The organism is Streptomyces sp. NPDC092370, assembly GCF_044755265.1.
In the GTDB taxonomy this organism is placed as follows: Bacteria; Actinomycetota; Actinomycetes; order Streptomycetales; family Streptomycetaceae; genus Streptomyces.
In genome coordinates this window covers 257,923-272,522 of the sequence record NZ_JBIVQO010000013.1, presented here as the reverse complement: position 1 = coordinate 272,522, position 14,600 = coordinate 257,923, and the positions used below count along the sequence as shown (strand labels likewise).

At 68.7% G+C, this 14,600-nt stretch carries 9 protein-coding genes and 1 tRNA gene; 1 reads left to right on the top strand and 9 read right to left on the bottom strand.

What is annotated here, in order from left to right:
- Positions 1-434: 434 nt before the first annotated feature.
- From ACIQHQ_RS31870 to ACIQHQ_RS31850, 5 genes are all read right to left on the bottom strand, one after another.
- Positions 435-2,861, bottom strand: a complete 2,427-nt coding sequence (locus ACIQHQ_RS31870) for a Helicase associated domain protein (protein WP_402618558.1) — start codon at positions 2,859-2,861, stop codon at positions 435-437.
- A gap of 182 nt (positions 2,862-3,043) precedes the next feature.
- A complete protein-coding gene (locus tag ACIQHQ_RS31865) occupies positions 3,044-3,721 on the bottom strand; it encodes a restriction endonuclease (protein WP_402618555.1) in 678 nt (225 codons plus the stop codon).
- Between the two features lie 752 nt (positions 3,722-4,473).
- The gene (locus ACIQHQ_RS31860) at positions 4,474-7,476 is read right to left on the bottom strand and encodes an AAA family ATPase (RefSeq protein WP_402618552.1); all 3,003 of its coding nucleotides are present in this window, start codon (positions 7,474-7,476) and stop codon (positions 4,474-4,476) included.
- Position 7,477: 1 nt separating this feature from the next.
- Entirely contained in the window at positions 7,478-8,647 is a 1,170-nt protein-coding gene (locus ACIQHQ_RS31855; protein WP_402618549.1) for an exonuclease SbcCD subunit D, read from the bottom strand.
- A gap of 373 nt (positions 8,648-9,020) precedes the next feature.
- The gene (locus ACIQHQ_RS31850) at positions 9,021-10,847 is read right to left on the bottom strand and encodes an ATP-dependent nuclease (RefSeq protein ID WP_402618546.1); all 1,827 of its coding nucleotides are present in this window, start codon (positions 10,845-10,847) and stop codon (positions 9,021-9,023) included.
- A gap of 241 nt (positions 10,848-11,088) precedes the next feature.
- On the opposite strand from ACIQHQ_RS31850, the gene ACIQHQ_RS31845 reads away from it, so the two are divergent.
- Complete coding sequence (locus ACIQHQ_RS31845) at positions 11,089-11,484, top strand: HNH endonuclease (protein ID WP_402618543.1); 396 nt, start codon at positions 11,089-11,091, stop codon at positions 11,482-11,484.
- A 429-nt stretch (positions 11,485-11,913) separates the two neighbouring features.
- On the opposite strand, the gene ACIQHQ_RS31840 is transcribed toward ACIQHQ_RS31845, so the two are convergent.
- From ACIQHQ_RS31840 to ACIQHQ_RS31825, 4 genes are all read right to left on the bottom strand, one after another.
- Positions 11,914-11,987, bottom strand: a tRNA-Met gene (locus tag ACIQHQ_RS31840).
- A 61-nt stretch (positions 11,988-12,048) separates the two neighbouring features.
- Positions 12,049-12,621 carry a transcriptional regulator gene (locus ACIQHQ_RS31835; RefSeq protein WP_402618540.1) on the bottom strand — a complete coding sequence of 191 codons (573 nt, stop codon included), beginning with the start codon at positions 12,619-12,621 and terminating at the stop codon, positions 12,049-12,051.
- On the bottom strand, positions 12,621-14,177 hold the full coding sequence (locus ACIQHQ_RS31830) for a helix-turn-helix domain-containing protein (protein WP_402618537.1): 1,557 nt from the start codon (positions 14,175-14,177) through the stop codon (positions 12,621-12,623). The genes ACIQHQ_RS31835 and ACIQHQ_RS31830 overlap by 1 nt, the downstream gene beginning before the upstream one ends.
- On the bottom strand, positions 14,174-14,461 hold the full coding sequence (locus ACIQHQ_RS31825; protein ID WP_402618535.1) for a helix-turn-helix domain-containing protein: 288 nt from the start codon (positions 14,459-14,461) through the stop codon (positions 14,174-14,176). Before ACIQHQ_RS31825 ends, ACIQHQ_RS31830 begins: the two co-directional genes overlap by 4 nt.
- Between the last annotated feature and the right edge of the window lie 139 nt (positions 14,462-14,600).

The following is a 14,600-nucleotide window of genomic DNA, read 5'->3' as shown; positions in this document are numbered from 1 at the left end:
GCGCGCGTCCTGCTCCGCAGGAACGACGCGCCGACGCTACGCGTCGGGTTCAGCACCCGCTTCGCGGGTGCTGGGCTCGGTCCCTCCGGGACCGGATCCGCTCCGCGGATCGAGTTGGGTCGTCGGCGCGGTGTCCCGATCGCTCCGCGATCGTGCCTCCTCCCCGACTCGCCTCGCTTTTCAAGTCCAACTTGACTGGGGTGCAGGTTAATTCAGCTAGCAGCAGGGGACGGTGGGCGTTGGCCTACCCGACTGGGTGCTTGGTGACGGCTCGTCAGTTACGACTAGAACGTCGAGCCGTGCCAATCCTCTGTGCCGCTGCTTCCTTGTATCCAAAACTTTGGAGTATTCGAGTTCTGCCACTCCCCCACTGGAGATGGGACCCGGGAGCGGGCGAACGCGTCTGCTGTCGCACTGAGCTCAGCGGCCAAACCTCAGCCGCTTGATGGTCCGATGGTCCCAGGAGCACGGACCAGATCGATGCCGTGCTCGGCAAGGGTAGCGGACACCAACTCTTCTTGCTCTGAGGGGAGTTGATCATTGTTCAGCTTGGTGCGGACCTTGGCGAGCCAGGGACCGATCATGACACGGTCGCCGTCCACCTCGATCCACTCTCGGGCGCCGGGGGTGCGTCCCCACCGTGCCACGAAGAGCCCGAGGATCTCGGTGGTTTGCGCGAACGTGCGCCGGCGCGATGTGCTCGGCCTGCCCGCGGCGTGTTCCTGTTCCAAGAGGGCGCGGTCGGGGGTGATTCCCATGCGGGCGAGCAGGTCGCGCTGGCCGGGGTCGAGGTCGGGCCAGCTGGTGAGCTGGCGGTGTAGCCAGCTGCCCGCCTTCACTCCGTGGATGACCGTGTCGCGGCGCAGCGTGCTGGGGTGGTTGCCGGCTTCCAGGTGGCGGCGCAGCAGATGGTACTTGCGATGCCAGTCGGGGCCGTAGGGGAGTTTCCAGTCTGGGTCGAGGGCTGTGAGCTGGTTGTCGCGGTCGGGGGTGAGGCGGTCCTTTCGGGCTAGGGCGCGCTGGTCGGCAAGGAACTGGCCGCCGGGTAGTTGGATGGGGATGGCAAGGTGGCCGTGTTCGGCGTGGAAGGCCTCGACGGTGGCCAGGTGGCCTTGCCAGGTGGCCTCGTGGTCGTCCCAGATCATGCCGAGATCCTCGAGCTCGGCGATCCATGCCGGATCGAGGGCGCCTGCCTGGTAGGCGGTGCGTTGGCCGGTGATGAATTGCCCCAGCCGGTAGCCGTAAGCGTCCTCGTAGTCGGCGCTCACGCGCAGGTGGCTGTGTTCGCTTTGGTAGCGGATGGCGGCGGCTAGGCCAGCGCGGCGGGGAGCAGACAGGACGGCGCCGCTGGAGGGCCACACCAGCAGGTCGAGGGCGCGGGCGATCGCGGTGGGGTCGAGGGTGTGGTCGAAGCGGAAGCGGCGGGTGATGTAGGTGTGGGAGTCGCGGGCGGGATGCTGGTTCTTGGCCCGGGGGGTGCGGGCCGCGATGGTCTGGTCGTGGTGGCGCAGGGCGGCGGTGACCAGCCAGAGGGCTTCGTAGGGGGTGCCCAGGAGGTCGGTGGGGTCGGTGCCGGGCGGGATGTAGGCGGGGATGACGAGGCTGGCTGTCTTCGTCTTGAGGGTGGGTGGTTTACGCAGGGCGCGGCCGAGCGCTTGGACGATGCGGCGGACGCTGGCGGTGCGGTCGGCGAAGACGACGGCGTCGACGGCCGGCAGGTCGACGCCTTCGCCTAGGACCTTGGCGTTGGCCAGCACGCCTCGCTCGGCGTTGCTGAAGCGGGCGATGGTGTCGGCGCGCCGGTGAGGGCTGTGGGTGCCGTCGATGGACTGCACGATGACGTCGTCCGCCCAGTCGGGGCGCAGTTCGTCGGGGAGGGTGCGCAGGGTGTGGGCGAACTGGCGGGCGAAGTCGGCGGCGTCGGCGATCTGCTGGAAGTAGACGAACACGTGCCGCAGGTGCTGCTCGCGCATGGCTTTGAGGATGGCCAAGTGCAGGGCGGTGGTGCGGCGCGCGGTGGGCCCGGCTTCAGGATCGGTGAGCGCGTTGTGCAGTTCAGTGTCGGTGACGGTGGGGACGACGAGCTGGTAGTCGGCGAGGACGCCGTCATCGATGGCGTCGGCGTGGGAGTAGGTGTGCAGGCGGGGGCCGAAGATCTGCGGCTGGTCCATGGTCGCCAGCAGGGCTGGGTCGTCCCAGGCGGGTGCGGTGGCGGTGGTGCGCTTGGGTTGCGCTCTGGTGGTGGGCGGCTCGGTCAGGCGGGGGGCGTCCCACACATAGGGGGTGGCGGTGAGGTAGAGGCGGCGCTCGGCAGGGATGCGCTCGTTGTCGTGCAGCGCAGTCCAGTTCTTCTGCCAGGTGCCGGCCGTGGCGTGGGCTTCGTCCACGACTAGCAGGCCGAAGAGGGGGGCGGGGAAGATTGCGGAGTGCTGGGCCTCTTCGATCTTGGACAGCGAGTCGTAGGTGAAGAAGACCGTCGCTTTGGGGTGGCGGCCGAGCCAGTAGGCCAGGTACTCCCCCGCGTTGGCCGAGTCGACCTCGGCCTCGGCGAGCAACGGGTGGGAGGCGGCGCGTAGCGAGGAGACGGTGATCATCGGCTCGCGGCGGCCGTCTGCGCGGGCGGCCGCTGCCCACTGTGCGACCAGGTCCAGGCTGGGCACCGCCACTGCCAGGTGCCGCACGCCGAGTTCCTCGGCTACGCGCAGTGCGAAGAGGGTCTTGCCGGTGCCGCAGGCCGAGACGGCGTGCCCGCGGGTGCGCGGGCGGCGCAGGTGGCGAACCGTGTTGGCGAGGCCCTCCTGCTGGTCTGTGCGCAGGACCAGACGCCCGGGGTGTTCTGTTGCGGTGGGACTGGCGGTCATCGCGCGTTTCCTCGGCATGCAGGAGGGGCTGACTCGCGTTCATTCTCGCGTACAGCAGGGGTGCGGCGCAGTGTCTCTGCTCTGGCGGGGGCGCGCTGCGAGCCCATGCGCGCCCCATGATCAGTGTTGTCGGATGCGGATAGGGGGCGACGGCTCGGGGCTCGGGCTTTCTCCGCTTGGTTTCATGCAGCCCGGCGGAAGGCTGTCTTGCGTGGCGTGGGCAGGCGCAGAAGGTCTTGCAGGGGCGTGCCGTGTTCGGCCCACCGGCGCAGGCGGTCCCGGTCGATCCAGTGCACTTGGTGGCGTTCGCCCCATGTTTTGGCGTCCCGGGTGAAGGAGCCGTTGGTGACCACGACTGCGATATCAGCTCCGTGCGCGGGGCCTGCGGTGCCTTTGACCTGGTACATCACTGAGGAGCCGACCTTGCCGGCGACGGTCGTGTGCTTGGCCTGGAGGACGATTCTGCCGCGTTGGCGGTCTTCGCCGATGACGTCTGCGGCCTGGTCTCCTTGTCGGCCGACCTGCCGTGCGTTCCAGCCGTCCCGGAGGAGCAGGTCACGTAGGGCGAACTCGAAGGCCCGGTCGTCCATGGCGTCGAGTTGCGCGAGCGTGATCTCGAGCCGGGCCATCGTCTGGGCCCGCACCTTCCGGGCCTGCAGTTCACGGATGAACCGCCAGGCTGCGTAGCCGAGGGCGAGAGCCGCGAGGACGGCGAGCCATGGCCAGATGCGGACGGCTGCCTGCCATGTGGCTGTGGCGATCTTGGCCGGCAGCCAGAGTGCGGCGCAGGCGACGGCCGCGGCGGCGGCCTGTTCCCTGCCGCCGCGGGGTGGGCGTAGCCGGGGCGAGCGGCGGGGCATCAGTGGCCCACGCTCGCTGACACTGATGGTGTAGGGGTTTGCGGTGTTGTCGGGGAGGCCTCTCCGAAGCCGATGAGCTGGCTCCATAGCCACACCACCGCGATCAGCCCTGCGATCGACCAGCCGCTCAGTTTCTTCGCGCTGGGGCGGGGTTTGCGTCGGTAATGACTTCGCACCTTGTAGTAGCCCTCGGGCGGCTTCGCCACTGCTTCCTCCTCCGTGTCGTCAGGCCGCCAACTGCGGTCTGATCTCTGGGAATTGGTGTAGCAGCGGGCACTGACAAATCCGCCGGTTTGATCAGCGGAGGCCTTGGCAGTGCCTCGAAAACGCGCCGTGATGCGGTCACGGGTCCGGCGGTGTTCGAACATGCGGGACAGTGGTTTTCGGATCTGCGGAAACTCCTGTCATGCGGACTGGACTAGCGTGTTCTGGTACGGCTGCGGTGGCCGATGCAGGTGCTCATGCACCGCAGTGCTCTGTTTCCGTCACTTCGATCACATGCAGAAATGGCATGAAGCAGTACGTGTTCGATGCGCTCCTTCTGGGAGGCAGGTCGGGTGCCTTCAGGGATGGGCGGCTTTCGACGCGGGAGCGCTGTGGGGCTGCCTTTCTCGGCGGGGCCGAGAGGGGTACAGGCAGCCCCGGCGGTTGTGGCTACGCCTTGGGCCGACGGCAGGTTGAAGATCAGTGAGTGTGCGCGGCCTGGGGCTTGCGTTTCGTCGGCGAGGGCGGGTCCGGCGTCCGTCGTGGGGTCATTCGGCCGCTTCGGTCAGGTGGGTGAGGGTGGAGCCGTTGATGTTCTTGGAGATGTGCAGGCGTTGGGTGATGCGGCGGCGGAGTTCGGGGACGTGGCTGATGAGTCCGACGGTGCGGTCGTGGGCGCGTAGGGAGTCCAGGACGTCGAGGACTTGGTGAAGGGTGTCTTCGTCGAGGGTGCCGAAGCCTTCGTCGATGAAGAGGGTGTCCAGTGCCTGGCCGCCGGCTTCGGCGGTGACGATGTCGGCCAGGCCCAGGGCGAGGGCCAGGGAGACGTAGAAGGATTCGCCGCCGGAGAGGGTGTCGGTGTGGCGTTTGTGTCCGCTCCAGGCGTCGAGGACCTTGAGGTCCAGGCCTGATTTGGCGCCTCGGGCGGCTCTGTCGTCGGAGTGGACGAGGGTGAAGCGGTGGTGGGACATGCGTGACAGGCGGGTGTTGGCGGCGTCGACGACGTCTTCGAGGCGGGCTGCCAGTACGTAGGACTCCAGTTGCATGCGGAGCTGGTTGCTGGGTGAGCCGCCGCTGATGAGGCCGTGGAGGTGATCGACGGTGCGGTAGGTGTCCTCGAGGGGTTCCAGGCGCTGGATGTGGGTGTCCAGCTGAGCGGTGAGGGTGGCCAGGGCGGTTGTCCGGTCGGCGGCCTGGGTGGCGAGGGCTGCCGTGCGGGAGTGGGTTGCGGTGGCAGTGTTCAGTTCGGTGACGGCGTGCTCGAGGTCGGCCGGAGGCTGGTCGATGGCTGCCTGCAGTTCGGGTTCGGCGAGCCGGGCGGTCAATACGAGGCACTGTTCACGCCAGTGGGTGATTTGGCTCTCGATCGCGGTGAGTTCGTCGTCGGGCAGGCGGGCGGCCGAGGCTTCGGCCGGGGAAGTGAAGCCTGCCGCGTGGGCTGCCTGCTCCGCCAGAGCGGCGGCGCTGTGGCGGCTTGTGGCGGTGGCGGCGCACGCGGCGGCGGCCTCGAGGCGGCCGGCGTGCTGGGTGAGGGCGGTGATGCGGTCGGCGAGTGTGGCGTGCCCGTTGAGGGCGGTGGCGAGGCGGTGGGTGAGCTCTTCGCGCTGCGTGTGCAGGCTGTCGTAGGTTGCGTCGGCGGCGCCCAGGCGTGCGGTTGCGGTGTTGCGGGTGTGCTCGGTTTCGGCCTGTTCCTTTTCCAGGAGGGCCAGTTGTTCGCTGGCCGGTCCGGCGTCGGATGCCTGGGAGAGGGCGTCGGCGAGGTGTTGTTCGAGGGTTGTGTGGTGGGCGGTGAGGTCGGCGAGGGGGGTGTCGCCGCCGGCTTCACCGCGTGCCGTGGCGGCCTGTTCGTTCAGGTGGGCCAGGGTCTGTTTGGCCTTGTTCTCGCTCTGCTGGGCGCGGGTGTGGGCTGCTTCGGCGGCCTGTTCGTCGGCGGCGGTGGGCTGGCCTGGCTGGGCGGTGGCGGGTGCGGGGTGGGTGGCGGAACCGCATACGGGGCAGTCTTCGCCGTCGACGAGCCGGCCGGCGAGCTCGGCGACGATGCCGTCTGTACGACGGCGCCGGATGTCGATGTACGTTTTCGTGGCTTGCTCAAAGTCCTTCTCTGCCTGGCTGAGGACTTTGCGGGCGGCGCTGATCTGCTGGTCGAGGGCGTCACGGCGTCTGGCGGCTTCCAGCTGCTTTTCGACGAGGTTGAGGGTGGGGGTGAGTTCGCGGCTGGTCTCCTGTGCGCTGCGGGCGTCATCCAGGCGTGCGGCCAGGGCGGCGCGGCGTTGGGGAAGGGTGTTGAGCCGTTCCTGGGCGTCGGTGAGGGTTTCGGTGAGCTGCTGGCGCTCGCGGTCGAGTGCGGCCAGTTCTGCCGTGTGGCGCTGGAGGGTGGCCTCGTCGGGCAGCAGCGCTTGGACGGCGCCGGTGTCGGCGTGCAGTTGCTGCGCGGCGTGAGTGAGGGCGGCGGCGTCGAGTGATGCGTGTTCGGGCAGCAGAAGGGCGCGGGCGCGGCTGTCGTCGTCCAGGGCACGGGTGTGCTTGAGGTCGGCGGTGTGTGCGGTCTCCAGGACGGATTGCAGTTGCTGGGCTTTCACGGCGCGCTCGCGGCGGTCGGCGAGGTGGTCGTGGTGGGCGGTCTGCTCGTGGAGCAGGCTGAGGTCGTGTGCGGTGGTGCGGTGGGTCTGCTGGAGACGGTGGAGGTCGCGGACGGCCTGTTCTGCGATGCGGGCTTGCGCCAGCTGCTGCTCGGCGGTCTCGGTGGCGGTGGTTGCGGCGTCTTGGAGGGTGAGGGCCTGGCGGTGCAGGGCGCTGGCCCAGGCGCGGGCGGGTGCGGTGAGGGTGGTGGGGTCGTCGGCCCGGGGGGCGTCTTGGGCGGGTTCGAGGTCGTCGCCGGCTGCCTGCTGGATGCGTTCGGCCAGGCGCAGGACGTCGGCGCGGGCCTCGTCGCGCGTCTTGGCGGTGAGGGTTTTGCGGGTGGCGAGGAATTCTTCGATGAGGCCGAAGCGGCGGGTGCCGAAGAGGGTGCCGAGCAGGATGCGGCGTTCGGATGCGTCGGCGCGCAGGAACTTGGTGAACTCGTTCTGCGGGAGCAGGACGACCTGGCAGAACTGCTGCCGGGTCAGGCGCAGGAGGGACTTGATCTCTTCTCCGGCTTCCTTGTGGGACTTGATGATGCCTTCCCACTGGCCGTGTCCGTGTTCGTCGAGGACCCACTGGTGCAGGTAGGTTTCGGGCTTCTGGTCGACGAGTTCTGCGCTGTTGCGCAGGTGGGGTCGCTTCTGGGCGGGGATTCTGCGGATCTGCAGGCGCTTGCCGGCGAGGGTTACTTCCAGGGTCACTTCGGTCAGCAGGTTCGCGGGAGCATGATCGCTGCGCAGCCGCATGTTGCGTTCGTGAGGCGGCAGGCCGTAGAGGGCGAAGCAGATGGCGGCGAACAGGGTGCTCTTGCCGGCGCCGGTGTCGCCGTGCAGGAGGAACAGGCCGTCGGCGGACAGGGCGTCGAAGTCGACGGTGTGCCGGCGGGCGAAGGGGCCGAAGGCCTGCAGGCGCAGGGAGTGCAGACGCATGTCAGACGGTTTCCTTCTCCTGGGCGCGCACGCGCATGTCGTCGACGGCCTCTTGCAGGAGGTCTGCCTCTGCGGTGGTGGGTGGGGTGCCGCGCACGGCGGTGATGAAGTCGTGGGCGATGTCGAGGTCGCCGCGGCCGCGTACCCGTTCGCGGTAGGTGGGGCTGTCGGTGGCCTGTGCCGGGATGCCGGCGGGTACGTGCCGCATGTCCAGCGTCTTGGGGAAGCGCTGTCTGAGTCGTGCCATCGCCTCGTACGGGAGGGCGGTGTCGGTGAGGGTGACCTGCAGCCAGGCTTCGCTGTGAGGTTCGTGTGCGGGATCCGTTAGCAGGTCTTCGATGCGGCCGGTCAGCCGTGCCAGCGGCAGGTGGAGGCTGGCCGGGATGTCGTGGCGGGTGATCGTGGGGGCGCCGTCGGCCGGCAGGTCGGCCAGCGAAAGGGATTTGGTGTGGTTGGTCTCGGAGAAGGAGTAGGCCAGTGGGGAGCCGCTGTAGTGGATGCGGTCGTTGACGCTCTGCGGGCGGTGGAGATGGCCCAGGGCGGTGTAGTGGATGCCGTCGAAGAGGTCGGCGCCGGCGTGGGCGATGCCGCCGACGCTGATGTCGCGTTCGCTTTTGCTGGTGGTGGCGCCGGTGATGAAGGCGTGGGCGAGGACGACGGAGCGGGTGCCCGGTCGGGTGGCGAGGTCAGCGCGGATGCGGTCCAGTGCTGAGGTGAGAACGGCCTGGTGGGAGGCTGTCTCGGCGTCCAGCTGGGTGCGTGCCAGGGCGGGCTCGAGGTAGGGCACTCCGTAGACGGCGACGGGTCCGTGCTCGTCGTCGAGGAGGACGGGGCGGGCGGCGTCGGCGGGGTCGGTGCGCAGGTGGACGCCGGCTTTGGCGTACAGGCCGGAGCCCGTACCGAGACGGTGGGCCGAGTCGTGGTTCCCGCTGATCATGACGGTGGGGATGCCGAGGTCGGCGAGCTGGTGCAGAGCCCGGTCGAACAGGCGTACAGCGTCCAGGCTCGGGATGGCACGGTCGTAGATGTCGCCCGCGATCAGCAGGGCGTCCACCTTCTGGGTGCGGGCGGTGGCGCAGATGTGGTCCAGGACCTTGCGCTGGTGGTCGATCAAATCTTCCCCGTGGAACCGGCGGCCGAGATGCCAGTCCGAGGTGTGCAGGAACCTCATGGGCACAGACCGTAACCAGAGTGGTGGGAGCTACGGGCGGTTTTCCCGATAAACGGTCTTGTTTCGGAGGCGCGACACGCGAGGGAAAGGTTTCTTCGCCTGCGTGGCCGGGTGGCGGAGCCGGACGCGGCTCGCGGGGTGATTGTCAGTGGCAGGAGGCAAGATAAACAGTGGGGGAAGGAGGATGTGATGTCGTTATCGCGTTCTGCCAGGACCGAGCACACTGCGGCGCCCGGGGGCTGCCGGTGGTGCGGAATCGAAGCCCGCGCGCACGCGCGGCAATGGACTGCGGAGGCCGGATGGCACGCCTGGACGGCGCCGACCACTGAGCAGCGCAAGGAGCGCATGCTGCAGCGGCGAACGCAGCAGCAGATCAGCAGGCGAGGGCCTGCACCTCGGTGAAGATGTCCCGTAGCTGCTGGGGGACCTCTTCGGGGGTGGTGAGCATGGACACCAGTGCGTAGAGCATGTCGGCCTTGCCGTTGGGGCTGCTCTCTGCGGCCCGCTGTTTGATCATGTAGAGGATGCGTTCGCTGAACTTGCCGCCCCGGTGTTCGGTGAAGTCGTCGGCGCTCCACAGCTGGCCCTGGGGGCGGGGCCAGTGGGCGTTGGCGGCGGCCGCCCACTGGAGGTCGCTGAAGAGCTCCTCCAGCTCGTTGTAGCCGTCGCTCTCGCCGACGTAGGCGACCTGGGTGGTGAGGTCGAGGCCGGCTTTGATGAGCTTCTCGGTCTTGAAGTGCTTATTGGTGCGGCTGTCGGCGTCGACCATCAGCATGACGGTGCGGTGGTGCTTGACGAGGTAGCCCGCGAGGTGGAGTGCTCCTTCGTTGTTGTCGCAGGCCCACAGGGCGATGCCGGCCGCCTGCAGGGGCAGTCCCTGCGAGAGGCGGAAGAGCAGGGGCACGCACTGCTGCTCGGTGGGGCCTTCGACTGCCAGGAAGCAGCGTTCGTGCAGCAGGACGGAGTTGCGCAGTCCCACTGCGGCGGCGATCTGGCCGAGGTGGAAGTCAATGCCGTCGTGGGTGTCGTCGTCGAGGCGCTCGACGAGGGTGCGGCCGCTGTCGCTGAGCTTGAGGTGGACGACGTCGGCGATGTCGACGCCGTCGATGAGGTTCATCGAGTGGGTGGCGACGATGACGCTGACGTGGGGCAGGGCGCACTGCTTGCGGATGATGTCCATGACGGTGCGCTGGTGGCGGTAGTCGAGGTGGGTGTCGGGCTCGTCGTAGACGACGATGGTCTGCGTGGGCTGCGGCTCGTCCTGCTCGCCCGTCGCGGCGAGTTCGCTGCTCTCGAGGAGGCTGCTGGTCCACTCCCACACGGCCAGGGCGATGCGCCGGGTGCTGCCCTGGCCCGAGCGGGTCAGGTCCACGGGCTCGCCGTCGGCCTTGGAGACCTCCAGCGGCGCTCTTTTGAAGCCGCCCTTGAAGGAGACCTCGGGCTTGACCTCCACGCCGACGAACTCACGGCAGTGCTGGCGGATGTGCCGGCACAGGGAGTCCGCTTCCTTCTCCAGCCGCTGCGTGATCTCCTTCTCGATCTCCCGGACCTGTCCCTGGAGGGTCTCGTCCTCCAGATGGGTCTCGTAGCAGCTGTTCAAGGCGGTGCGCACCGCGTCGTCCGGGCTCTCATCCTTGCCGCCGAACGCCAGCAGCCGCGGCAGACGTGCCTCGATGTCTTTCGGCAGCGGCTGCCACTGGTCGGTCTGCGGGACGGTCGTGGCGTGCGCGGTGAGCGCGGCCAGCAGGTCTTCCTTCAGCGCGCCCGACGGGGCAAGGCCGAACTCGGCGACCAGTTCGGCCAGGTCCTTCTTCAGCAGCCGGCCCAGGCCCTGCAGACGGCTGTCGGCGGGCTGCGATCCGAAGAACTCCCAGCACGCCGCCTCGCCGGCCCGTGAGCGGCGCCGGATGCGCAGCTCGGCCGGTAAGGGGGCGGCTGCGGCCTGCTCGGCCGTGTCCAGGCGGAAGACGCCCTCCACCCATGTCTCCGCGCAGCGCTGTCCCTTGACGCCCTCGTCCTGCTGGTAGGTGCGGTCCTCGTCCGTCAGACGGTGCTCGCCCAGCAAGAAGGCCAGCGCGGCCAGGACCGCGCTCTTGCCGCCGTCGTTGCGGCCGGCCAGGATCGTCGGGCTGCTGACCGGGATGTCCTGTACATGAGTCAGCGAGCGGAACCCGCACGCGGAGAAGCGGATGAGGTGCACAGTCGAGCTGCTCCGTATCTCCCCGCTCCGCCGGGCGACGGACAGGGTTGTGGCGTGCGGGCGTTACGCGTGCGGATGAGGCACCTGAGCACTCATCGCAGGCAGTCATCCTAGAGGGACACAAAGCAACAGCTCCCCCTTTTGCGCCAGTTGGCGTCTCCCTGCTGTGAGGCTCACGGTCGGTCGATCACTGTGCGTACAGGCCGGGCGCATGCCACACGGCGGTAAAATCATCCGTGATGTGGACGAGGCGGACCAGGAGTACACCTGGACAGCCTTCGTATGCGGCAAGGAGTCCGTGCCTCGGCTGTGGACACCCGCCTACGCAGCCCGGTCCGAGCGCCTGCAGCGCGTGTCGCGTGCGGCCGACAGCTACGCCGCCCGGATGCGCGAGCTGGGCCTGGAAGCCACCGTCGAGCGTCTGGATCCTCTCGCGGTGTACGAACGCGACGGCTGGATCTGCCAGATATGCAAGGCGGCCGTCGAGCGCGAGCGGTCCTGGCCCGACATGTGGTGCGCGACCCTCGATCACCGCATCCCGCTCACTGCAGGCGGCGAGCACACGCTGCTCAACGTCCAGCTCGCCCACTGGATCTGCAATCTCCACAAAGGCGACTACTTTCCAGCGGACTTGTAGTCCGTCCGTCTGCCGGACGGCAGTCGGCCGGGCACGGCCAAGGAGGCCGACCAGTTCGCCTGGCGGCGACCGGAGCGGATCGCCTACCAACGTCGTTCGCAGAGGTCCGAACTGTACGAGAATTCAGTGCCGGGCCTCTCGTGCAGCCCATCGAGTTGCGGACGGCGCGGGGGTCGTGCCGACGCTCAGTCCGCGCACCTGCCACCCCCGGTCCCCGAAGCAGCCACGCCGACCACACCCCACCACCTTCTTCACTGTGTGCAGGGCTGAGCGGCCGCTGAGGGGATATCACGGCCGCAGACGCCCGCGTATCCATGGTGACCTGTGCCGACGCGGCGGCGCCAGGCGGGAGAAAACAGATGGCGCGGTGAGGATCGTCCAGGGAACGCGAAAGAGCCCGGATCGTGTAGATCCGGGCTTCTTCGGCAGTAGCGGGGACAGGATTTGAACCTGCGACCTCTGGGTTATGAGCCCAGCGAGCTACCGAGCTGCTCCACCCCGCGTCGGTGTCCCCCACCGTACGCCATCCCAGCAGGCGCCGAAGACCACGTTTCGGCGCCGGCTCTATGCGGCGAAGCCGACGTTGGTGACGTACTCGTACTGGCCCCACTGCGAGCCGAGGTCGACGATCGTGTCCTGCCACGCGGCGTCGAGGCCCTGATGGTCGCCGGCCGCCCAGGAGCCGACGATGCGGTCCCAGCGGCGCACGTTCATCGTCCGGTACTCCACCACGCGCTGCAGCTGCTGCGGCACCTGGGACTGGTTGAGCGGGTGGATCTCCACCCGGGTGCCGCGTCCGTCGCGGTTGAGGCGTCTGAGGAGATGGCGGGCGACGTTGTGCCGGCGCACCGTCCGGTACGCCTGGTCGATGCGTTCCAGGCTGGTCTTGGAGGGGCGGCGTTTGCCCTCCAGCCAGGCCTTCAGCGTCCGGTGGGTCACGGTGAGTCCGGCGTCCTGCGCGGCCTTCAGGGTCTGGGTCGACTTCGTCAGGTAGTGCAGGCGCGCCATCCAGCCGCGCTTGGCGGTCACGGGAGTGGCGATGCCGCCCGCGAGTTCTTCGAGTTTGCGCGCGACGGCGTCGCTGCCCTTGATGCCCCGGGCGCCGAACCTCCCGAAGTCGATGTTCTTCTCCGGCACTACTCCCCCTCGCCTTCGTGCTCAGCGTCGTCGGTTCCGGCGGTGTACGTGTCCTTGACCTTGACCTCGGTAACAGCTCGGCCTTCGGCGAAGACACGGCGCCAGTCACCGATGACGTGGAGTTCGTCGGTGCCCATCGCCCGGACGACGGCCAGGCCCTCGTCATGGGCCTTGAGTGCCTTGAGCCAGAGGTTGGCGAAGGCCTGGCTGCGGATGAGGTGCATCCAGTCCGGGCGGTAGAGCTCCCGGTTGTAGTTCGACTCCCCCATGGTGGAGACGAACTTCGAGTACATCGCCTTCACATACTCCAGCGTCACCCTGTCGCCCTGCTCGATCGCCGTGTCGCGGGCGTCCTTCAGGGCGATACGGAACTTCTCCAGCAGGTTCTCCGTGGCCCCGGAGGTGTACGACTCGTGGATCTGAGGAGGCTCGCACAGCTGGTGCTTGGGGCCGGACAGGCGCAGCAGGAGGCGGAGCGTCGGCTCGGTGACCCACAGGGGGCCGGGCTCGTCCCGCTGGCCGATCGGGTTGGGCAGCACCGCCTCGTGCTCCCACTCGGGCGGGGTGATCAGGTGGACTCCAGAGCGGCGGCGGTCGTGGGCGAGGCCGGTGGAGTGCTCGAGCTGGCCCAGGGGGAGGTGCGTCTTGAGGGCGGAGAGGTAGGCGCCGTTGATGTCGAGCGCGGTTACCTGATGTCGGCCGGGCGGGAGTTCGTGGCGGGTCCACTTGGGCCGGGCTTCCCAGATCTGGTCCGCGCCGCGCGCGGTCTGCTTCTTGAGGATGTCGGGGATCCAGGGGTGCGCGATCACGTCGTAGCGGGCGCCCTTACGGGTCTCGTCCAGCAGTCGCATCGCGTCCGGGATGGCCCGCTTCACCAGCGCCGCCGTGGCTGCGTCGACGTCGCCCCGGTGCTCGGCAAGCGCACCCTGCACGGCCTCGCGGATCAAGTCGACCGGGCCGGACGTCTCCTGGAACGCGTGGCGGGCCGGGCCCTTGGAACGCTCCGTCGCACGTGCCGGACGTGTCGTGCGCAGCGGCGCTTTCGAGGTGTGCGCGGTGGGCTGTCCGGCTGGTGGGGCAGCTGGGGCCCCGGTGGCGGTGGGCCGGCAGTCGGCCGGGGTCAGGTGCTGAGCGAACCCCGCCACGCGTTGTCCGGCGGGATGGCCGCACAGCACACAGGGCTCGGGGGCGACGAGCAGCTCCACATCGTCCTCGTCCTCGTCCTGGCCGAGGTCGGGCGAAGACAAAGGGGTGACAGTCGCGGCCGTGCCTGACGTGACGGGCTGCTCCGCAGCCGGCGCCGTCTCGGTCTCGGTGGCGAGCTTAGCGTTCAGTCCGTCCAGCAGGTAGGCGTATTTGGTGCGGATCTCGCCGGTCGGGTCCCGGCCGCTTTCCCACCCGCTGAGGGTTGAGGGGCTCACGCCGAGCGCGCGTGCCACCTGTGCCTTGGACAGCCGAGCCCGCTCCCGCAGCTCGCGGCGCACGTGGCAGGGCGGGAGTTCGGCCTGGGGGCCGACGGCGTCAAGCAGCGAGTCGATCGCGTCGAAGTCGCTCACCGGCCCGTCCCCCTTGCTTCGGTCCGCACGGTACGGCGCCTGTCGGCGGGCAGCGCCTCGCATGCTCTGGTCGGACCCGCCAGGAGGTCCAGCGCGCCGATGCCGTAGTACTCGGCCAGGACGTCGACGTCGCGCAGGCTCCAGGAGATGGCGCCCGACTGCCGGCGCGACACCTGTGTCTGCGTCAGTCCCAGCACCCCCGCGACCGACCGCTGCGATTCACCCGTTACCTGCATCAACGCGGCCACCGTCAGCCGCAGCGACTCCTCCAAGCGCAATCCCATGCCACCATCTTACCTGAATCCATGCAACTTCCGCATCTACATCAGCTTTTCACTATCACTAATGCATAAAAGCTTTCAGAGTTCTGAGGGGGCTGAAGGTTCTCGGGCACCCGTTGTGTCAGCGATCCACGCCGCCGGG